This is a genomic window from Pseudomonas cimarronensis, from assembly GCF_049331905.1.
Taxonomy (GTDB): domain Bacteria; phylum Pseudomonadota; class Gammaproteobacteria; order Pseudomonadales; family Pseudomonadaceae; genus Aquipseudomonas.
Map to the genome: position 1 here is coordinate 1,003,902 of NZ_CP186283.1, position 20,955 is coordinate 1,024,856.

Annotated in this window: 18 protein-coding genes and 1 riboswitch; of the genes, 7 read left to right on the plus strand and 11 right to left on the minus strand. The window is 62.3% G+C overall.

The annotated features are described in order from the left end of the window. Window positions 1-12: 12 nt before the first annotated feature. Window positions 13-483, plus strand: coding sequence for a chemotaxis protein CheW (locus ACOCLD_RS04745; RefSeq protein ID WP_422911035.1), 471 nt, complete (start codon window positions 13-15; stop codon window positions 481-483). A gap of 56 nt (window positions 484-539) precedes the next feature. Here the strand turns inward: ACOCLD_RS04745 and ACOCLD_RS04750 are convergent, their stop codons facing one another. After that, complete coding sequence (locus ACOCLD_RS04750; RefSeq protein ID WP_422911036.1) at window positions 540-1,259, minus strand: 16S rRNA (uracil(1498)-N(3))-methyltransferase; 720 nt, start codon at window positions 1,257-1,259, stop codon at window positions 540-542. A gap of 135 nt (window positions 1,260-1,394) precedes the next feature. After that, window positions 1,395-2,801: an adenosylmethionine--8-amino-7-oxononanoate transaminase gene (locus ACOCLD_RS04755; protein WP_422911037.1), complete on the minus strand. Its 1,407-nt coding sequence runs from the start codon at window positions 2,799-2,801 to the stop codon at window positions 1,395-1,397. Window positions 2,802-3,104: 303 nt separating this feature from the next. On the opposite strand from ACOCLD_RS04755, the gene ACOCLD_RS04760 reads away from it, so the two are divergent. Next, complete coding sequence (locus ACOCLD_RS04760; protein WP_422911038.1) at window positions 3,105-3,650, plus strand: cytochrome b; 546 nt, start codon at window positions 3,105-3,107, stop codon at window positions 3,648-3,650. Window positions 3,651-3,854: 204 nt separating this feature from the next. After that, window positions 3,855-4,433, plus strand: a complete 579-nt coding sequence (locus ACOCLD_RS04765; RefSeq protein ID WP_257776777.1) for a YceI family protein — start codon at window positions 3,855-3,857, stop codon at window positions 4,431-4,433. A 102-nt stretch (window positions 4,434-4,535) separates the two neighbouring features. Here ACOCLD_RS04765 and ACOCLD_RS04770 read toward each other — a convergent pair whose 3' ends face one another. From ACOCLD_RS04770 to ahcY, 5 genes are all read right to left on the minus strand, one after another. Further along, complete coding sequence (locus ACOCLD_RS04770; RefSeq protein ID WP_422911039.1) at window positions 4,536-6,374, minus strand: DEAD/DEAH box helicase; 1,839 nt, start codon at window positions 6,372-6,374, stop codon at window positions 4,536-4,538. Window positions 6,375-6,527: 153 nt separating this feature from the next. Then, window positions 6,528-7,301, minus strand: coding sequence for a substrate-binding periplasmic protein (locus ACOCLD_RS04775; protein ID WP_422911040.1), 774 nt, complete (start codon window positions 7,299-7,301; stop codon window positions 6,528-6,530). A gap of 80 nt (window positions 7,302-7,381) precedes the next feature. Beyond that, a complete protein-coding gene (gene ppnN / locus ACOCLD_RS04780) occupies window positions 7,382-8,755 on the minus strand; it encodes a nucleotide 5'-monophosphate nucleosidase PpnN (protein WP_257776780.1) in 1,374 nt (457 codons plus the stop codon). A gap of 186 nt (window positions 8,756-8,941) precedes the next feature. Continuing rightward, window positions 8,942-9,787: a methylenetetrahydrofolate reductase [NAD(P)H] gene (gene metF / locus ACOCLD_RS04785; RefSeq protein ID WP_422911041.1), complete on the minus strand. Its 846-nt coding sequence runs from the start codon at window positions 9,785-9,787 to the stop codon at window positions 8,942-8,944. A gap of 99 nt (window positions 9,788-9,886) precedes the next feature. After that, window positions 9,887-11,275 (minus strand): adenosylhomocysteinase, encoded by a 1,389-nt coding sequence (ahcY, locus tag ACOCLD_RS04790; protein WP_422911042.1) that lies wholly within the window; start codon window positions 11,273-11,275, stop codon window positions 9,887-9,889. A 23-nt stretch (window positions 11,276-11,298) separates the two neighbouring features. Then, window positions 11,299-11,449, minus strand: a riboswitch (S-adenosyl-L-homocysteine riboswitch). Between the two features lie 190 nt (window positions 11,450-11,639). On the opposite strand from ahcY, the gene ACOCLD_RS04795 reads away from it, so the two are divergent. Together ACOCLD_RS04795 and ACOCLD_RS04800 are read left to right on the plus strand one after the other, a co-directional pair. After that, entirely contained in the window at window positions 11,640-12,026 is a 387-nt protein-coding gene (locus ACOCLD_RS04795) for an MAPEG family protein (protein ID WP_422911043.1), read from the plus strand. A 123-nt stretch (window positions 12,027-12,149) separates the two neighbouring features. Continuing rightward, window positions 12,150-12,602 (plus strand): c-type cytochrome, encoded by a 453-nt coding sequence (locus ACOCLD_RS04800; protein ID WP_422911044.1) that lies wholly within the window; start codon window positions 12,150-12,152, stop codon window positions 12,600-12,602. Here ACOCLD_RS04800 and ligB read toward each other — a convergent pair. The 4 genes from ligB to ACOCLD_RS04820 form a co-directional block, all read right to left on the minus strand. Further along, window positions 12,599-14,260, minus strand: coding sequence for an NAD-dependent DNA ligase LigB (gene ligB / locus ACOCLD_RS04805; RefSeq protein WP_422911045.1), 1,662 nt, complete (start codon window positions 14,258-14,260; stop codon window positions 12,599-12,601). The genes ACOCLD_RS04800 and ligB overlap by 4 nt on opposite strands. A 118-nt stretch (window positions 14,261-14,378) precedes the next feature. Then, window positions 14,379-15,569, minus strand: coding sequence for a methionine adenosyltransferase (gene metK / locus ACOCLD_RS04810; RefSeq protein ID WP_422911046.1), 1,191 nt, complete (start codon window positions 15,567-15,569; stop codon window positions 14,379-14,381). Then, window positions 15,566-16,597, minus strand: coding sequence for an ArsR/SmtB family transcription factor (locus ACOCLD_RS04815; RefSeq protein WP_422911047.1), 1,032 nt, complete (start codon window positions 16,595-16,597; stop codon window positions 15,566-15,568). The genes metK and ACOCLD_RS04815 overlap by 4 nt, the downstream gene beginning before the upstream one ends. 46 nt (window positions 16,598-16,643) lie before the next feature. Then, window positions 16,644-17,555: a LysR family transcriptional regulator gene (locus ACOCLD_RS04820; protein WP_422911048.1), complete on the minus strand. Its 912-nt coding sequence runs from the start codon at window positions 17,553-17,555 to the stop codon at window positions 16,644-16,646. Between the two features lie 110 nt (window positions 17,556-17,665). Here ACOCLD_RS04820 and ACOCLD_RS04825 point away from each other — a divergent pair, with 110 nt between their 5' ends. Both ACOCLD_RS04825 and tkt read left to right on the plus strand, forming a co-directional pair. Then, on the plus strand, window positions 17,666-18,790 hold the full coding sequence (locus tag ACOCLD_RS04825; RefSeq protein WP_422911049.1) for a TDT family transporter: 1,125 nt from the start codon (window positions 17,666-17,668) through the stop codon (window positions 18,788-18,790). 137 nt (window positions 18,791-18,927) lie between these two features. Then, entirely contained in the window at window positions 18,928-20,928 is a 2,001-nt protein-coding gene (gene tkt / locus ACOCLD_RS04830; protein WP_422911050.1) for a transketolase, read from the plus strand. The last annotated feature ends 27 nt before the right edge of the window (window positions 20,929-20,955 follow it).

The window sequence follows — 20,955 nt, forward strand, 5'->3', positions numbered from 1 at the left end:
CAGGAATTTTTCATGAGCCAAGCCGTCGCCAACCAGAACAGCGCCAACAGCCTGACCGGCCTGTTGATGCCGCTGACTGACCGTACTCTGCTGCTGCCCAACGTCGCGGTGGCCGAGCTGATCCCTTATCGCGCGCCACAGGTCAGCGAAGGCCTGCCCAGCTGGTTTCTCGGGCAAATTGCCTGGCGTGATCTGCGCCTGCCGCTGTTGTCGTTCGAGGCCGCATCGGATGGTCAGGCCAGCATCAGTCCCGGCTCACGGGTGGCGGTAATCAACGCCCTGGGTGGCCGGCCTAGCGTCAAGTTCATTGCTGTACTGGTGCAGGGTATTCCGCGCTCGATCAAGGTCGGTAGCGATCTGCTGCGTGCGGATGTCGATCTGGCGCCGCTGGAGTTGGATGCGGTGCAGTTCGGTGACGCCGTGCTGAAAATTCCGGATCTGATCGGTCTGGAGCAGAAGCTGGCGGATGCTGGATTGATCTGACGGTTTCTGTAGGAAAAAGCCCGCATCTGCGGGCTTTTTCTTGGGCGCACACTTATCTAGAAATCGCCCCACAACTGCTGCGCCACGCTCAAGGCGACGACCGGCGCGGTTTCCGTACGCAGCACCCGTGGGCCGAGGCGCGCGGCGTGAAAACCCTGGGCTTTCGCCTGACTTACTTCGCTGTCACTCAGGCCGCCTTCCGGGCCGATCAGAAAGGCCAGCGACTGTGGTTGCGGATGACTGGCCCAGGGCTCGGCGACCGGGTGCAGCACCAGCTTGAGGTCGGCCGATACCTGCGTCAGCCAGTCTGCGAGGCTGGTGGGCGGGTGAATGATCGGCAGCACCGAGCGGCCGCATTGCTCGCAGGCGCTGATCGCCACCTGCCGCCAGTGCGCCATGCGCTTGTCGGCGCGTTCATCCTTGAGGCGCACTTCGCAGCGTTCGCTGACGATCAGGCTGATATCGTTGGCACCCAGCTCGGTCGCCTTCTGAATCGCCCAATCCATGCGTTCGCCTCGTGACAGGCCCTGACCCAGATGAATATGCAGCGGTGATTCGGCCTGTCCGGCAAAGGCTTCACGTAACTCGACACGCACGCTTTTCTTGCCCACTTCGATAAGCTCGCCGCGGTATTCCTGGCCACTGCCATCGAACAATTGCACCGCATCGCCCACGGCATGCCGCAGCACACGGCCGATATAGTGTGCCTGGGCTTCCGGCAGCTCGTGCTGGCCGAGGGCGAGGGGGGCATCGATAAAGAAACGGGATAGGCGCATAAAAGTGAACCTGGAATAAAGGCGCGAATTTTAGCCTTAGGGTGCGCCGTGCGCATGGATATCCGTAGCGATCTTTTCATCCACCGAAATAGCGCAATGGTGGATGGGTGAGCGTCATCCACCCTGCGGCTGTATTTAGCCCGGATCGCGAAACCCAGGATAGTTGGCATTGCCCTGCGCCACGCTGACCGAGGAGCGGGTGGCGATGTCGATGCCTTCGCTGGCCACTTCGGCAAGAAAGTCGATCTGCTCAGGGGTGATCACGTAGGGCGGCAGAAAATACACCACGCTGCCCAGTGGCCGCAGCAGCGCGCCGCGCTCCAGGGCGTGCTGGAACACCTTGAGGCCGCGCCGCTCCTGCCAGGGATAGGCGGTCTTGCCGGCCTTGTCCTGCACCATCTCGATGGCCAGGGCCATGCCGGTCTGGCGTACTTCGGCGACATGCGGGTGATCGGCCAAGTGCGCGGTAGCGCTGGCCATTCGTGCGGCCAGGGCTTTGTTGGCTTCGATCACATTGTCTTGCTCGAAAATATCCAGGGTCGCCAGGGCGGCTGCGCAGGCCAGCGGGTTGCCGGTGTAGCTGTGCGAGTGGAGGAAGGCGCGCAGGGTCGAGTAGTCGTCGTAGAACGCCTGATACACCTCATTGGTGGTCAGGCAGGCGGCCAGCGGCAGATAGCCGCCGGTCAGGGCTTTCGAGAGGCAGAGGAAGTCCGGGCGGATGCCGGCCTGCTCACAGGCGAACATCGTGCCGGTACGGCCGAAGCCGACGGCGATCTCGTCATGGATCAGGTGTACGCCGTAGCGGTCGCAGGCTTCGCGCAGTAGCTTGAGGTAGATCGGGTGGTACATGCGCATACCGCCGGCGCCCTGAATCAGCGGTTCGACAATCACCGCCGCGACTTCATGAGCATGCTCGGCCAGGGCCTGCTCCATATGGCCGAACATCAGGCGTGAGTGTTCTTCCCAGCTCACACCCTCGGGGCGGTGGTAACAGTCCGGGCTGGGCACCTTGAGGGTGTCGAGCAGCAGTGCCTTGTAGGTATCGGTAAACAGCGCGACATCGCCCACCGACATCGCCGCGATGGTTTCGCCGTGGTAGCTGTTGGAGAGGGTGATAAAGCGCTTTTTCGCAGGTTGGTCGACGTTGAGCCAGTAGTGAAAGCTCATCTTCAGCGCGACTTCGATACACGAGGAACCGTTGTCGGCGTAGAACACCCGGTCCAGACCCGCAGGTGTCATCTTGACCAAGCGCTCGGACAGTTCGATCACCGGCTGATGGCTGAAACCGGCGAGAATCACATGCTCCAGCTGATCGACCTGATCCTTGATGCGTTGATTGATCCGCGGGTTGGCGTGGCCGAACACGTTGACCCACCAGGAGCTGACCGCATCGAGGTAACGCTTGCCGTCGAAGTCCTCAAGCCAGACACCTTCACCGCGTTTGATCGGTACCAGTGGCAGCTGTTCGTGGTCCTTCATTTGCGTACAGGGGTGCCAGAGCACGTTCAGGTCACGCTGCATCCACTGGTCATTCAGGCTCATCGCTCTACTTCTTCCTCGGCTCGCAATCATCTGCACCAAGCCTATCAGAAGCACCACAGCGGATGGACGGCACAACCGTGTTTGCTTGCCTCAGCCATCCGCTGATCCGCTCTATCGTGCCGTCTGTAGTCTGGTGGCTGAACTTTGCCGGGTGTTGCGGGACTAATTTTCGCTGAGTTTAAGGTGTGCGTGACGCATCGTATTTCTCGATATTTCAAAGCGAAAAATTCCGCTTTTAGTCGATAGGTTTGTTGCTAGTCTTGCTCCTCTCGCGGTTCTGGTTCTTCCTTCGGAAAGTTTTCAATGCAATGGCGCAATAGCACTTCTCACTACGGCCTGGTCAGCATCCTCATGCACTGGCTGGTGGCGCTGGCCGTATTTGGCCTGTTTGGTCTGGGTTACTGGATGGTCGGTCTGGATTACTACAGTGGCTGGTACAAGACGGCCCCGGATCTGCACAAGAGCATCGGCCTGGTGCTGTTTGCCGTGATGCTGCTTCGGGTGTTGTGGCGCTGGTTCAGTCCGCCCCCGGCGAGTCTGCCTAACCATGGGCGGATGACCCGTCTGGGCAGCAAGCTGGGTCACAGCTTTCTCTACCTGGGGCTGTTTGTACTGATGATTTCCGGTTACCTGATTTCCACTGCCGATGGCCGTGGCATCGAAGTCTTCGGTCTGTTTGAAGTGCCTGCCAGCCTGACCAGCATTCCTGATCAGGAAGATGTCGCTGGGCTGGTGCATGAGTACTTGGCCTGGGCGCTGGTGATCTTCGCCGGTGTGCATGCCCTGGCTGCACTGAAACACCACTTTATTGATCGCGACCGTACGCTGACGCGGATGTTCGGTCGCTAGCAGGCCGTTGAAAAACGTTGGCGAGGCAGCCAGTGCAAGGCAAAAACAGGCGAAAAAGCGGAGTTTACGAGCTGTAAATGAGCATTTTGAGTCTGTTTTTAACGCCGCAATGGCAACGCAGGTAGTTTTTCAACAGCCTGCTAGTTACGTTTGCTGTTTCCGGGGCTGGACTGGCCCCATCCCACACTCACAAGGAGTATGTCCATGTTGAAGAAAACCCTCGTAGCTCTGGCCCTTGGTGGCGCACTGATCGGCGCTGGTCAGGCGATGGCGGCCGATTACGCCATCGACAAGCAAGGCCAGCACGCCTTCGTCAATTTCAAGATCAGCCACCTGGGTTACAGCTGGTTGTACGGTACGTTCAAGGACTTCGACGGCAGCTTCAGCTTCGACGCCGCCAAGCCGCAGGACAGCAAGGTTAACGTCACCCTGAACACCACCAGTGTCGACACCAACCATGCCGAGCGCGACAAGCACCTGCGCAGCGGTGATTTCCTCAACGTCAGCAAGCACCCGACGGCGACCTTTGCCTCCACTTCGGTGAAGTCCACCGGTGAAGGTACTGCCGATATCACCGGCGACCTGACCCTCAACGGCGTGACCAAGCCCGTGGTGATTGCGGCCAAGTTTATCGGCGAAGGCAAAGACCCATGGGGGGGCTACCGTGCCGGCTTTGAAGGCAGCACCAAGCTGAAACTGAAAGACTTCGACATCCAGAAAGACCTCGGCCCGGCTTCTCAGGAAGTGGAGCTGATCATCTCGGTTGAAGGCGTACGCAAGTAAGCCAGTCAGGCGGGACACAACCCGCCTGTTCAGACCTGCCAATAAAAACGCCGCCCAATGGGCGGCGTTTTTCGTTTTGTGTTTCAACGGCCGGCTAGCTGACTATGACTCTTCGCGGTTGCGCGTCAGCAGGGCCGGTTTTTCGCCGCGCGGACGTGCACTCGCCAGTTCGTCGAGCTGCTCCGGGGTCGGGAAGCGGTCCAGGCGCGAGCCTTTGTGCATGATCACCGGTTGCTTGTCGCGCGGGCTTTTCACCGCAGCTTCCTGACGTGGCAGCTCATCGCGGTTAAGCGAGGTGGTGCGGGTGTCGCGTGGTGGGCGTGCACGGCCGGAGCCATTACGGCCCTGGCCGCCTTGAGCGCCGCCGCCCTGACGACGGCCCTGGCCACCGGAATTGGCGCCGCCACCATTGTTACGCGGCTTGGCTGCGCGCGCACCCTGGCCGCTAGCGTTGTTGGTGCCGGGTGCACCGGGCCGACGGCCACGGTTCTGCTGCTTGTTCTGGTTCGGGCTGACGTAGTCGACACGGTTGCCGAAGTTGTCGATGTCATCATCGCGGAACTCGTCCGGCGCGCGGTCCGGAGGCAACGCAGGCACGGCCGGTGCAGCTGCGCGGGCCGAACTGCGAGGTTGTTGCGCGCGGCTACCCTGCGGCTTGCGGCTGTTATCGCGTCCGCTGTCCTTGCCTTTGTCCTTGCGTCCGCCGCCGTGGCGTTCGCCTTCTGGTTTGGCGCCGCGCGGTTGACGCGGCTTCTGCGGCTCGCGCACTTCCGGACGCTCGGCCTCAACGGTGCTGGCATCGAAGCCCTGCAAATCGCCATCCGGGATTTTCTGCTTGGTCATCCGTTCGATGGCTTTGAGCAGCTTCTCTTCGTCCGGAGCAACCAGGGAGATCGCTTCGCCGCTACGGCCGGCACGGCCGGTACGGCCGATGCGGTGCACATAGTCTTCTTCAACGTTGGGCAACTCGAAGTTGACCACGTGGGGCAGCTGGTCGATATCCAGGCCGCGGGCGGCGATATCGGTGGCGACCAGAATGCGTACCTTGTTCGCCTTGAAGTCGGCCAGCGCCTTGGTGCGGGCGTTCTGGCTCTTGTTACCGTGGATCGCCACAGCTGGCAGACCGTGCTTGTCGAGGTATTCGGCCAGGCGGTTGGCGCCGTGCTTGGTGCGGGTAAACACCAGCACTTGCTCCCAGGCGCCCTGGGTGATCAGGTGGGCGAGCAGGGCGCGCTTGTGGCTGGCAGCCAGGCGGAAGATGCGCTGTTCGATACGCTCAACCGTGGTGTTCGGCGGCGTGACTTCGATGCGCTCCGGGTTGTGCAGCAACTTGCTGGCAAGATCGGTGATGTCCTTGGAGAAGGTCGCCGAGAACAGCAGGTTCTGCCGTTGTGCGGGCAGCTTGGCGAGGACCTTTTTCACGTCATGGATAAAACCCATGTCGAGCATGCGGTCGGCTTCGTCGAGCACGAGGATTTCCACGTGCGAGAGGTCGATGGCGCGCTGGTTGGCCAGGTCGAGCAGGCGGCCGGGGCAGGCCACCAGCACGTCGACGCCCTTGGCCAGGGCCTGGATCTGCGGGTTCATGCCAACGCCGCCGAAGATGCAGGCGCTGACGAATTTCAAATCGCGGGCATACAGCTTGAAGCTGTCGTGCACCTGGGCGGCCAGTTCGCGGGTAGGGGTGAGCACCAGTACGCGCGGTTGTTTCGGGCCGTGGCGTTGTTCGCGATCCGGGTGACCGTTAGGGAACAGTCGCTCGAGAATCGGCAGGGCAAAACCGCCCGTCTTACCTGTACCCGTCTGGGCCGCCACCATCAGGTCGCGACCTTGCAACGCGGCGGGGATAGCCCGCTGTTGCACCGGAGTGGGTTGGGTGTAGCCGGCATCTTCTACTGCACGGACTAAAGCCTCGGAGAGACCGAGGGAGGCAAAGGACATGTGTAATCCTGTCTAGTGAGGGCGCTGCCCTATGGGGTGTATTGCCAGGCTTGAATCACGCTTGGGGGGCGTAATCCCGTCCGGTACTGCTGGCCTCTGGGGGCTAGCATCCGGGCGCAAGCCTGGCGGGAAGGCCCGAGTATAACAGAGCCGCTAGTCTGCGCGAGCGTCGGTCTGCTCGGCGGTCTGCGCGGGGCGCTCTTGGTGGTAACGGCGCAGGATGGCGGTGTATTCAGAGGTTTGTTTAACCCGGCGCAACTCGCTTTCAAAACGCGGCACCAGGGCGGCAGTTGCAGGTCGGCGGCTGAAGGCTGCATACACGCGATCGCTGTACAGCGGTTGCGGGCTGTAAGCGATGTCATTCTGAACACCCATGTTCTTGGCGGTGAACAGACCCACCGCCCGATCAGTGATCACCAAGTCGATCCGCCCCAGAAGGAGCTTGCCGATGTTGGCATCCAGCGTAGGTGCATCTTCGCGCTCGAAGTGCGTACCGCTCGCAAAGCCTGAGTGGCTGTAGGCATAGCCGGGTTCCGTGCCCACGCGTAGGCCGGCCAGGTCGTCCACCGAGTTGATGGTGTGTGGGCGGGCGCGGGCATGAAACAACACCATGGCACTGTCGGCCATGGGCTCGCCGGGGAAGATCATGGTTTTGGCGCGCTCGTCGCTGTAGAAGGCATCCAAGAGAATATCCAGCGTGCCATCGTTCATCTTGCGTAGGCACCGCCGCCAGGGCTCCAGGGTGATTTCGTAACTGACGCCCAGGTTGGTCAGCACCAGGTGCAACAGATCAGCGTCAATACCGCGCACGTTCCCCTCTTCCAGCAAGGTGTAGGGCGGCCATTCATTGGTGCAGACTTTGAGGGGTTGGGCGTAGCTGATGCTGCTCAGACAAAGCAGAAATACCAGTGCATACAATCTGCCCATTGCGGGTGACCTCACTTCAGTGAATGCAGATGCCTGCATTCACTGTAGCGGTTGTTTGCCGTGCTTGGCTTTCGATTGGCTCAGGTGACCAGTTTGTAGCAGGGCACATAGGCGCTGTTGCCCGGCAGTTTCATGCGGTGCTGATCGACGAAGGCCTGCAGCAGTCGATCCAGTTGCAGCATGATCTCGCGCTCGCCGCTGATTTCATACGGGCCGTGCTGCTCGATCAGGCGGATGCCCTTGTCCTTGACGTTGCCCGAGACAATCCCGGAAAACGCCCGGCGCAGGTTGGCGGCCAGCTCATGCACCGGCTGCTCGCGGGTCAGCTTGAGGCTGGCCATATTGGCGTGCGTCGGCTCGAATGGGTGCTGGAAGCTCTCGTCGATCTTCAGCAGCCAGTTGAAGTGGAAGGCGTCGTTGTGTTCGCGGCGGAATTGTTTCACCGCCTTGATCCCCGCAGCCATTTCCCGGGCGACCTGTTCCGGGTCGTTGATGATGATGCGGTAGCGCTGTTGCGCCGTCTCACCCAGGGTCGCGCCGATAAATTCATGCAGCTGTTCCAGGTAGGCAGCGGCGCTGCGTGGCCCGGTCATGATCAGTGGGAAGGGGATGTTCTGGTTGTCCGGGTGCATGAGGATGCCGAGGAAATACAGCAGCTCCTCTGCTGTGCCGGCGCCGCCAGGGAAGATGATGATGCCGTGGCCGACGCGGACGAAGGCCTCCAGACGCTTCTCGATATCCGGCAGGATCACCAGCTCGTTAACGATCGGATTGGGCGCTTCGGCGGCGATGATTCCCGGCTCGGTCAGGCCCAGGTAGCGGCCATGCACGTTGCGCTGTTTGGCGTGGGAGATGGTCGCGCCTTTCATCGGCCCTTTCATTACGCCAGGGCCGCAGCCGGTGCAGATGTCCAGCCCGCGCAGGCCGAGTTCGTGGCCGACTTTCTTGGTGTACTTGTATTCCTCGGTGCTGATCGAATGGCCGCCCCAGCACACCACGATCTTCGGCTCGACACCGGCGCGCAGGGTGTGGGCGTTACGTAGCAGATGGAAAACGTAATCGGTGATGCCCTGGGAACTGCTGAAATCGATGCGCTGGTTCTCCAGCTCGCTCTGCGTATAGACGATGTCACGCAGGGCGCTGAACAGCATTTCGCGGGTGCTGGCGATCATTTCGCCATCGACGAAAGCGTCGGCCGGGGCGTTGAACAGTTCCAGGCGGATGCCGCGATCCTGCTGCAGGATGCTGATTTCGAAGTCCGGGTAGGCTTCCAGAATGGTCTTGGCGTTGTCGCTGTGCGAGCCGGTGTTGAGGATGGCCAGGGCGCATTGGCGGAACAGTGCATAGACGCTGCCGGAACCGGTTTCGCGCAGTTGTTGCACTTCACGCTGCGAGAGGGTTTCCAGGCTGCCTTTGGGGGTGACGGACGCGTTGATGGTTTTTCTGCTGACCATTGAGCAACTCCATGGTGGTCTTGAGCTTCAAGCTATGCAGGGTTGACCTTGTGGTCAAGTAGGCGGCGGTATTGAGTCGCTGCAGGATATGTCTGAGGCAGGGTGTGCTGTTGAAGTCACAGCTGAGGAGAGTGTCGCGGGAAGCGTCCATGGCACCTGGGGTGTCCATGGACGAGGTAAAGCCCCTCAGCGTGGCAGCTTGAGGTTGTTCCAGATCGCCAAGCTCGGTTCGGCCTGGTTCATGCTGTAGAAGTGCAGGCCCGGAGCGCCGCCTTGCAGCAGGCGTTCACACATTTCAGTGATGACCTGCTCGCCATACGCCTGGATGCTGTCGGTGTCGTCACCGTAGGCTTCCAATTGCTTGCGCACCCAGCGTGGGATTTCCGCACCGCAGGCGTCGGAGAAGCGCGCCAGCTTGCTGTAGTTGGTGATCGGCATGATGCCCGGCACCACCGGAATGTCCACACCCAGCTTGCGTACGCGGTCGACAAAGTAGAAGTAGCAGTCGGCGTTGAAGAAATACTGGGTGATCGCACTATCCGCGCCGGCTTTGGCCTTGCGCACGAAGTTGGCGATGTCGTCTTCGAAATTGCGTGCCTGCGGGTGCATTTCCGGGTAGGCAGCGACTTCAATATGGAAGTGATCGCCGGTCTCGCTGCGGATGAACTCGACCAGTTCATTGGCATGGCGCAGCTCGCCGCTGGCCATGCCCATGCCGGACGGCAGGTCGCCACGCAGGGCGACAATGCGCTTGATGCCAGAATTCTTGTACAGGGTCAGCAGCTCGCGCAGCTCGGCCTTGCTGTCGCCCACGCAGGACAGGTGCGGGGCCGTGCTGACACCGACATCGTTATTCAGCTGCAGTACGGTATTGAGCGTGCGGTCGCGGGTGGAGCCACCGGCACCATAGGTGCAGGAGAAAAAATCGGGGTTGTAGGTCGCCAGTTGGCGCGCCACATTCATCAGTTTTTCATGCCCGGCTTCGGTCTTGGTGGGGAAGAACTCGAAGCTGTAACGGCGTTCTTGGCTCATAGGGTTTCTAGCCTTGGAGACGTAGGGTGGATGGCGTGCAGCCATCCACCTTGCGGGAAGTCGGCGGTGGATAAGCCTTGGGCTTACCCACCCTACGCATTAGTAGCGGTAAGCGTCCGGCTTGAACGGGCCTTCCACGGTCACGCCGATGTACTCGGCCTGCTGCTTGGTCAGCTGGGTGACCACGCCACCGAAGCCCTTGACCATTTCCAGCGCCACTTCTTCGTCGAGCTTCTTCGGTAGCACTTCCACAGTCAGGCGCTCGGCCTTCTTCTCGGCCGACAGATCAGCGAATTTCTGCTCGTACAGGAAAATCTGCGCCAGCACCTGGTTGGCGAACGAGCCATCCATGATGCGGCTCGGGTGGCCAGTGGCGTTGCCCAGGTTCACCAGACGGCCTTCGGCCAGCAGGATCAGGTAGTCATCGTTGGTCGGATCGAAGCTGCCGGCACCGGTGCGGTGAATCTTGTGCACCTGCGGTTTGACCTCTTCCCACGCCCAGTTCTTGCGCATGAAGGCGGTGTCGATCTCGTTATCGAAGTGACCGATGTTGCACACCACGGCGCGCTTCTTCAGGGCTTTGAGCATGCCGGCGTCGCAGACGTTGACGTTACCGGTGGTGGTGACGATCAGGTCGATCTTGCCCAGCAGCGCAGCGTCGACGCTGGCTTCGGTGCCATCGTTGATGCCGTCGATGTAAGGCGAAACCAGCTCGAAGCCGTCCATGCAGGCCTGCATGGCGCAGATCGGGTCGATCTCGGAAACCTTGACGATCATGCCTTCCTGACGCAGCGACTGGGCCGAGCCCTTGCCCACGTCACCGTAGCCGATGACCAGCGCCTGCTTGCCCGACAGCAGGTGGTCGGTGCCGCGCTTGATGGCGTCATTGAGGCTGTGGCGGCAACCGTACTTGTTGTCGTTCTTGCTCTTGGTCACGGCGTCGTTGACGTTGATCGCCGGGACTTTCAGGGTGCCGGCCTTGAGCATGTCGAGCAGACGGTGCACACCGGTGGTGGTTTCTTCGGTGACGCCGTGGATGCGCTCGAGCATCTGCGGGTATTTCTTGTGCAGGATTTCGGTCAGATCACCGCCGTCGTCCAGCACCATGTTGGCGTCCCACGGCTGGCCGTCCTTGAGGATGGTCTGCTCGATGCACCATTCGTACTCTTCTTCGGTCTCGCCTTTCCAGGCGAACACCGGGATGCCGGCAGCGGCGATGGCAGCAGCGGCCTGATCCTGGGTGGAGAAGATGTTGCAGCTGGACCAGCGCACTTCGGCGCCCAGAGCGGTCAGCGTCTCGATCAGCACGCCGGTCTGGATGGTCATGTGGATGCAGCCGATGATCTTCGCGCCTTTCAGCGGTTGGCTGGCGGCGTATTTGCGGCGCAGGCCCATCAGTGCCGGCATCTCGGATTCGGCGATGATCAGCTCTTTGCGGCCCCACTCGGCCAGGGAAATGTCGGCGACTTTGAAATCATTGAAAGACATGCAATAGCACTCCATTCGTTGTCTGCGAATGGGCGCCGTTGATGCGTATGGTTAACGCCCCATCCGAGCCTGACAGGCGGAAGGTTGATTTGAATCCGCCTGATTGCATTGCTGGAATGCGAGGCTTGAGGATTCAAAACAGACTTACCGCATGCTGCAGCGCCCCTCGGACAGGTGGCGGGAGCGACCGGAGCTGAGCCGGTCACATGAAGCTGGCGAAGTATAGCCAGCCTGATGCATAAGCCCAAGGCTTTCTGTCGGGGCAATTGGCTGGAGCGCCGTGTGTTCTGGCCAGTTCAGCCATCGCCCTGGCGGCGTATCTGCGCCAGGCTGCAGCTCTCACTATCCCCTCTCTGGAGCGTCCATGACTCTTGCCTACTGGTGCGTGTTGATTGCCATTGTCCTGCCTTACCTGGCCACCGCCAGCGCCAAGTTCCTCGGTGCCGGTTACGGGCCGCGTGCCAACAGTGATCCGCGGGCTTTTCTCTCCGGACTGGAAGGCTGGCGCAAGCGGGCCAATAACGCCCAACTCAACGGTTTCGAGGTGACGCCGGCATTCGCCGCAGCAGTGATCATCGCTCACCAGGCCGGTGGTGCCGAGCAGGCGCTGCTGGATCAGCTGGCCATGGCCTTCGTGGCCAGCCGGTTGGCGTATTTCCTCTGCTATCTGGCCGACTGGGGGCCGATCCGTTCGCTGGTGTGGTTTGCCGGGATGGCGCTGATCGTCAGTCTGTTTGTGGTCTCCGCGTAACCTCTGCGCAGCAGCCCCCGCGCGGCTTCTGACATCTGCGGCAAAACACCACGCTTGGCCGGTGGCGGACGGGTGGCGATACTGTCGCCCGTTATCCACCCGGTTGTTGGCAGTGAAGGTGTTATGAAGCTTAAAACCCTGTTCCTGGTTGTACTGGCGCTGGCTCTAAGTGGCTGCGGCGGTGTCGATCCCAATTCGCCACAAGGTCAGCGGCAGGCATTGTTCAAGCAGATGCTCAAGGTCAGCGAAGACCTCGGCGGCATGTTACGTGGCCGTCTGCCGTTCAAGGAGCAGGCGTTTGTGGCGGGCGCTGCCGAGTTGGATCAGCTGACGCGCAAGCCTTGGCAGCACTTCCCGCAGGTACGCGAAGAAGAGGGCGGTGAAAGCCGCGCCAAGGATGAAGTCTGGCAACGCCAGGCGCGCTTTCAGGAACTGGCCCAGGCCATGGAAGCCAGCACGGCGGCGCTGGTGACCGAGACTGCCAGCAAACCCTTAACAGCGGCTGCACTGGTCGCGCCGATGCAGCGTGTCGAAGACAGCTGCAAGGCCTGTCACGAAGAGTTTCGCGCGTTTTAGAGCCCGGCAAGCTGTGCGGCGCGCAAGCGTGCCTGTAGCGCCCGGACCTCGGGATGTTGGAAGAAGGCCACCAGTTGAGCCGCGCGGTGTGCGCCGATACCCGGTTGACGTTGCCAGTCGACGGCACTGCGCTGAGCCAGGCTGTCCCAGTCGGCATCCAATGGCACCTGTGGCGGTACGCCGAGTGCACGCAGCCAGGCCTGCTGTGGACGTGTGCGGGCCAGCTGAAAACTCTGCTGCACAGCCGCTGCACTGCGTGGGCCGAAACCGGGTATGCGGCTCAGTTGTTCGGGGGACAAATCCAGCCAGTCCAGCAGGCCGTTGATCTTTCCCGCCTGCAACAGCTTTTCCCAGGTGCCGGGGCCGACCCCAGGCAGGGCCAGACCCTGTTTGCCGCTAAGCCAGGTCAGGCGTGCGCGAAACTGGCTGGCGCACCCGGCGCTGGCCTGCCAGCAGCTCAGGGCGTGGTAGGCGCGTGCATCCGGCACCTGCAGGGTAGCGCGCTCCTGGGTTTGCCAGAGCACACTGTCGAGCACCGGGATGGTCAGCCCGGACAGACGGATCACCACCTGATCACCGGGGCGAATGTCCAGTGCCTGCCAGCGCTGCAGTGAGTTGGCGCTGACGTATTCGATACGCCGGTCATCCAGTTTTACCGGCTGCACGCGCAGCAGTGGGGTGATGCGTCCGCTGCGGCCGATGCGAAAGTCCACCGCTTGCACCACAGCGAGGGCCTGACTGACCGGGTATTTCCAGGCCACTGCCCAGTGTGGCGGTTGCGCTTGCCAGCGCGCCGCCTGCGGACGCTGGCCCTGGCGCAGGACTACCCCGTCACTGGCGAAGGGCAGGGCGTTGCGGTACCACTGCTCGCGCCAGCGCGTGGCGTCGGCTACGCTGCGAATCGGCTGGCTGAACCGGGCACTGTCGGCAAAGCCCAACGCATTCAATTGTTGCAGGCGCTCCAGCATGCTGGCCGGACCGTCGGGCCAGTCCCAGACAAACAGGCCAATACCTGCGGCGTCCTCGCCGCTCAGCGTCTGCCGGTTCATAAGACCTGCCACCTTGCTGCGTGCGCCCTGGCTGCCCTGTTTATGCTGGATATGTGCTGGCATGCGCCAGTACAGCTCGCCTTGCAGAGTCAGGTTCAGCGCCGAAGGCAACTCGACGGGAATTGCTGGCAGCTGGCGGGCCAGAGCGGTCCAGTCCTGCCCCTGGAGGCCGTCGCCGCGACTGATCAGTTGCTGCAAGCGACCCTGGCGATACACCAGGCTGACAGCCACACCATCGACCTTGGGCTGAATCCACAGCTCATCGCGGTTGGCGATCCAGCGCGCGACAGCGTGTTTGTCCGGCAGCTTGCGCAGACCGGTGTGGGCCACCGGGTGTGGCTGCGGCCCGGCGCTGCTGGCCAGTGGGTTATCAGTTGCACTGTGGGATGTGGGGAAGCAGCTGCGCCAGTGCTGCAACGTGCTGCTGGCCTGGTCATACAGCTCGTCGGCGACCGGGCTTTGCCCCTGGCGGTGGTAAGCATCGTCCCATGCGGCCAGTTGTTGGCTCAGGGCATTGAGTTCGCGTTCGGCGCGGCTGGCTGGCCAGTCGGGGCAGGCGGCCCAGAGAGGGTTGCAGAACAGCAGCAGACAGGCAATGCGGGCGTTCATCGTGAGCGTCCTTGCTCGGCAGATGGCCCACTTAGCCTAGTCGCTTTTGCCTCGGCGGGCCGAATTGCAGGCAAGAAAAAGCCCCGCACAAGGCGGGGCTTCGGCTGTTGCGCTGAGCTTACAGACCGGCAGCGGCGCGCAGGTCGGCGACCTTGTCGGTCTTCTCCCAGGTGAAGGTGCTGAAGGTGTCGTTGCCAACGGTCTTCTGCTGCGGCGTACGGCCGAAGTGGCCGTAGGCGGCTGTCTCCTGGTACATCGGATGCAGCAGGTCGAGCATCTTGGTGATGGCGTACGGACGCAGGTCGAATACTTCGCGCACCAGCTTGATGATCTTGTCTTCGGCGATTTTGTGGGTGCCGAAGGTGTTGATCGAGATGGAGGTCGGCAGGGCAACGCCGATGGCGTAGGACACCTGAATCTCACAACGGTCGGCCAGGCCGGCGGCAACGATGTTTTTCGCCACGTAACGACCGGCGTAGGCCGCCGAACGGTCAACCTTGGATGGGTCCTTGCCGGAGAACGCGCCGCCACCGTGACGGGCCATGCCGCCGTAGGAGTCGACGATGATCTTGCGCCCGGTCAGGCCGCAGTCACCCACCGGCCCGCCGATCACGAAGTTGCCGGTCGGGTTGATGTGGAACTGGGTGTCCTTGTGCAGCAGCTCGGCCGGCAGGGCGTGCTTGATGATCAGCTCCATCACGCCTTCACGCAGGTCGGCCAGCGACACTTCCGGGTTGTGCTGGGTGGACAGCACCACGGCGTCGATGCCGACCACTTTGCCGTTTTCGTACTGGCAGGTGACCTGGCTCTTGGCGTCCGGACGCAGCCATGGCAGCAGGCCGGATTTGCGCGCCTCGGCCTGGCGCTGCACCAGACGGTGGCTGAAGCAGATTGGTGCCGGCATCAGCACGTCAGTTTCGTTGCTGGCGTAGCCGAACATCAGGCCCTGGTCGCCGGCACCCTGGTCTTCCGGCTTGGCGCGGTCGACACCCTGGTTGATGTCCGGGGACTGCTTGCCAATGATGTTCATCACGCCACAGGTGGCACCGTCGAAGCCGACGTCGGAGCTGGTGTAGCCGATGTCGCAGATCACGTCACGGACGATCTGCTCCAGGTCGACCCAGGCGCTGGTGGTGACTTCGCCGGCGACGATGGCGACGCCGGTCTTGACCAGGGTTTCCACGGCCACGCGGGCGTGTTTGTCCTGGGTGATGATGGCGTCCAGCACCGCATCGGAGATCTGGTCGGCGATCTTGTCCGGATGGCCTTCGGATACGGACTCGGAGGTAAAGAGGGAGTATTCGCTCATCGTGCGGGTTCCTGTTGGTGACCGGTAATTGCAGCCCGGAGGCCATGAGTTATTGAGGGTTTGGCGAAGTGCCGCACCTGAATCTGGAAGCCGTTGCGCAAGCCCACATAGAGGCTTTCGCAGGTGTTGAGGCCGGCTGCGCTGGCCCAGCGCGCCAGGTCGTCCTGTTCGAAGCCCAGCCACAGGTCGCCGCAGGCCTCGCGGGCCCAGCTCTGGTTGTGGCTGCACAGTTCGGTGATCAGCAGGCTGCCGCCGGGTTTTAAGCGTTGCGCCAGCTGTTTGAGCGCCTCGGCCGGGGCGGCGAAATGGTGCAGCACCATGTTCAGCACCAGGCAATCGGCGGCCGGGTAGTCGTCCTGCAGGGCGTCGGCCAGTTGCAGCTGAACATTGCCCAGTCCTTCTTGCTCACAGCGCAGGCGCGCCAGTTCGAGCATCGCCGCGCTGTTGTCCAGCGCCAGCACCTGCTGGAAGCGCTGTGCCAGGTCCGGGAGAAAACCGCCGTCGCCGGGGCCGATTTCCACGGCGCAGGCTGCGTCGGCAAACTCCAGGGAGTCGAGCAGCGCCAGTACGCTGTCGCGGTACTGTGGCAGGCCGGCGATCAGGTCCTGCTGAGCCTGGAAGCTCGCTGCCGTACGGGCGAAGAATTCCTGGCTGGCGGCGGCGCGTTGGCCATGCACTTCGGCAATCCGCCCTTGCACCTCGGCCGGCAATTGCAGGCTGTCGATTTCTTCGAGCAAGGCATTGTGCAGGCGACTGCCCAGCTGTTCGCTCTGCGCCAGGGCGCGGCGGTAGAAAATTGCATTGCCTTCACGGCGGGTTGCCACCAACCCGGCCTGGGCCAGCACCTTGAGGTGGTGGCTGATGCCGGATTGACCGGTGGCGAAGATCTGCGCCAGCTCCAGTACGCCGAACGAGTCGTTGGCCAGGGCGCGCAGAATATTCAGACGCAACGCATCGCCGCTGGCCTTGCACAGGGCAGCGAGGGCATCGACGGGCTCGAAGGCCAGATGGGCGGCGCGCATATTCATAGGCTGGGCAGTCTAGTCGGTCACTTTTTATCCAGCAAGGGCAATATCAAAAAGTTTTGATATTGCCCTTGCTGGTACTCAGTGCCTGCTCGACCTGTTCCAGCAGTGCGTTCGCTGCGGGACTCAGGCTGTGTTCGCGGCGCCAGATGGCATGCAGGTCACGGCTGATCTGTAAGTCGCGCACGGGCAGATGGCACAGCTGCCCGCTGCGCAGCTCCTCCTGCACTGCCAGTTCGGAAATCCAGGCCACGGCTTGGCCGGCCAGCAGGCTGCGTTTCAGCGCCTCACTGTTGCCCAGGGCCATGGCGATGCGCGGCTGCAGGCCGAGTGCCTGGTAAGCCTGCTCCAGGCTGGCGCGGGTGCCGGAGCCCTGCTCGCGGATCAGCAGGGCGGCGTCGGCCAGTTCAACCGGGCTGACGCTCGCCTGCTTGGCCAGCGGATGCTTGGGGCTGGCGACGGGCAGCAATGCATCCGTGCCCAAGTGGCGGTGGTTGAACTGTTCCGCGGTGAATGGTCCTTCGATAAAGGCCAGGGTGATGGCGTTGTCTTCCAGTTGTTGCAGGCAGGCCGCGGTGTTGTCGATCTGCAGGCTCAGTTGCAGGTCGGGGTACTGCTGATGAAAGGCCGCGATCAGCGCTGGCAGCAGGTAGCTGCCCAGGGTGGCGCTGGCGCCCAGGTGCAACTCGCCGCAGCCGAGGTTGGCGAAGGCCTGCAGGTCGCGCTCGGCGGCTTGCTCCAAGGCAAAGATGCGCTCGGCATAAGGCAGCAGGCGTTGCCCGGCGGCGGTCAGGGTGACGCCACGGCTTTGTCGGTCGAACAGTGGCAAGCGCAGTCGTGCTTCCAGCTCGCGGATCTCGCGGGTCACCGCCGGCTGACTGATAAACAGGCGGGCGGCTCCCGCGCTGATGCTGCCGGTCTGGGCGATGGCGAGGAAGACCTTGAGGTGGTGCAGATTCATAAATAGAAGGTATGCCTTATATCTTTTATATGTATTTTACCTATAGCACGGCTCTGCCTAACCTCCCAGTCATGGATCGCCCGTGGCGATTGTCTGTGAGGAATGCCGTGATGTTGCGCCCCTTTACCCGTTTGCATGAGCCGCTGGCTTTTGTTCGTCAATTCACCCCCAACTGGTTCGCCATGACCATGGGCACCGGCGTGCTGGCCCAGGTGGTGGCCAAGTTGCCGCTGTCTTTCCCTGGGCAGATGCTGCTGGCCGAAGGCCTGTGGTGGCTGACGGTGTTGCTGTTTGGTCTGTTCAGTGTGCTGTTTGCCACGCGCCTGCTGCTGTTTCGCGACACGCTGTGGCCGATGCTCGACCACCCGGTGCAGTCGATGTTTCTCGGCGCGATCCCCATGGGGCTGGTGCAGGTGATCAACGGCCTGCTGCTGTTTGCCATGCCGCTGCATGGTGCGCCCATCGTGACGCTGGCCCATGGCTTGTGGTGGCTGGCGCTGGTCTTGGCCCTGGGCGCTGCGCTTGGCGTGCCCTATTTGATGTTCACCCGGCAGAAGCATGTGCTGGAAACCCTGACCGGGGTCTGGCTGCTGCCGATTGTCGCACCCGAAGTGGTGGCCAGCGGCGCGGCCGCCTTGGCGCCGCACCTGGCGGCGGAGACTGGGCAATTGCTGCTGAGTCTGGGCTATGTGCTGTGGGGCTTGTCGCTGAGCCTGGCGTTTGCCCTGATCGCCCTGGTGTTGCTGCGCCTGGCCCTACACAAGTTGCCGGATATGGATTTTGCCGCCAGCAGCTGGCTGCCACTGGGGCCGCTGGCCACCGGTTGCCTGGGCTTGATCAGCCTGGGGCAAGCGGCGCCGCAGGCCTGGCAGGGCACCGCGTTGCAGGGTGCGGCCGAAATGGCGCAGCAACTGGGCCTGGTCGGTGGGTTGGCGCTGTGGGGCGCGGGGCTGTGGTGGTTGGTCGCAGCCAGTCTGTTTACCCAGCACTACATGCGCCGTGAATTGCCGTTCAACCTGGGCTGGTGGGGGTTCACCTTCCCGCTGGGGGTGTTCACCCTGGCCACCTTTGCCCTGCAACAGTTGACCGGCCTGGCCTTCTTCACCTGGGTGGGCCTGCTGCTGGCAGCCAAGCTGGTGCTGGTCTGGGTGCTGGTGATGCGCCGTACGTTGCATGGTTTGTGGTGCGGTGAGCTGTTTCGTGCGCCTTGCCTGGCGGTGCAGGCGCCGATTTGAAGTTTTTACCAGGGGCTAATTGCCGATTGTCTGGGGCTTAACGACCATCTGTGATTGCCCCCATGGCGCTGCTGGGCGAAAATGGCCGCCTTTTTCGACCCTCAGTTGCCCAAGCAGCCCCCGCAGGAGATTCAGTGATGCCCAGCCGTCGTGAGCGAGCCAATGCCATTCGTGCCCTCAGCATGGATGCCGTGCAGAAAGCCAACAGCGGCCACCCCGGTGCCCCGATGGGCATGGCGGATATCGCCGAAGTCCTGTGGCGCGACTTCCTCAAGCACAACCCGAGCAATCCGAACTTCGCCGACCGTGACCGCTTTGTGCTGTCCAACGGCCACGGCTCGATGCTGATCTACTCGCTGCTGCACCTGACCGGCTACGACCTGGGCATCGAAGACCTGAAAAACTTCCGCCAGCTGCACAGCCGCACCCCGGGCCACCCGGAATACGGCTACACCCCAGGCGTGGAAACCACCACCGGCCCGCTGGGTCAGGGCATTGCCAACGCCGTCGGTTTTGCCATTGCCGAGAAGGTGCTGGGCGCGCAGTTCAACCGTGACGGCCACCAGATCGTGGACCACTTCACCTACGCCTTCCTCGGCGACGGCTGCATGATGGAAGGCATCAGCCATGAAGTCTGCTCGCTGGCCGGCACCCTGGGCCTGGGCAAGCTGGTGGCGTTCTACGACGACAACGGCATCTCTATCGACGGTGAAGTCGAAGGCTGGTTCACCGATGACACCCCGGCGCGCTTCGAAGCCTACGGCTGGCAGGTGATTCGCAATGTCGACGGCCACGACGCCGACGAAATCAAGATGGCCATCGAGACCGCGCGCAAGACCAGCGACCGTCCGACCCTGATCTGCTGCAAGACCACCATCGGTTTCGGTTCGCCGAACAAGCAGGGCAAGGAAGAGTGTCACGGTGCACCGCTGGGCAACGATGAAATCGCCCTGACCCGCGCCACGCTGGGCTGGAACCATGGCCCGTTCGAAATCCCGGCGGATATCTACGCCGAGTGGGATGCCAAGGAAGCGGGTGCCGCCGCTGAAGCCGAGTGGAACGAGCGCTTTGCCGCCTATGCCGCTGCCCACCCAGGGCTGGCCAGTGAGTTCAAACGCCGTATCAGCGGTGAGCTGCCGGCTGATTTCGCCGAGAAAGCCGCTGCCTACATCAAGGACGTCGCCGAGAAGGGTGAAACCATCGCCAGCCGCAAGGCCAGCCAGAACACCCTGAACGCGTTCGGCCCGCTGTTACCGGAATTCCTTGGCGGCTCGGCCGACCTCGCCGGCTCCAACCTGACCCTGTGGAAAGGCTGCAAAGGCGTGTCGGCTGATGACGCATCCGGCAACTATATGTTCTACGGCGTGCGCGAGTTCGGCATGAGCGCGATCATGAACGGCGTGGCCCTGCACGGCGGCTTCGTGCCGTACGGCGCGACTTTCCTGATCTTTATGGAATACGCGCGCAACGCCGTGCGCATGTCGGCGCTGATGAAACAGCGTGTGCTCTATGTATTCACCCACGACTCCATTGGTCTGGGCGAAGACGGCCCGACTCACCAGCCGATCGAGCAGCTGGCCAGCCTGCGCGGCACGCCGAACCTCGACACCTGGCGCCCATGCGACGCCGTGGAATCCGCCGTGGCCTGGAAATACGCCATCGAGCGCAATGACGGCCCGTCAGCACTGATCTTCAGCCGCCAAAACCTGCCGCACCAGAGCCGTGATGCCCAGCAACTGGCGGATGTCGCCCGCGGTGGCTATGTGCTGAAAGACTGCGCCGGCGAGCCAGAGCTGATCCTCATCGCCACTGGTTCGGAAATCGGCCTGGCCATGCAGGCGGCGGCCAAGCTGGAAGAGCAGGGCCGCAAGGTGCGCGTCGTGTCGATGCCATCGACCAGCGTGTTCGACCAGCAGGATGCCGGCTACAAGCAGGCCGTACTGCCGCTGCAGGTCAGCGCGCGTATCGCCATCGAAGCCTCGCACGCCGACTACTGGTACAAGTACGTGGGGCTGGAAGGTCGCATCATCGGCATGACCACCTTCGGTGAGTCGGCCCCGGCTCCGGCGCTGTTCGAGGAATTCGGCTTTACCGTCGAAAACATCCTGGAGACCGCCGCCGAACTGCTCGACGCCTGATCCGGCGAATGATGGGTGATGCCGCAT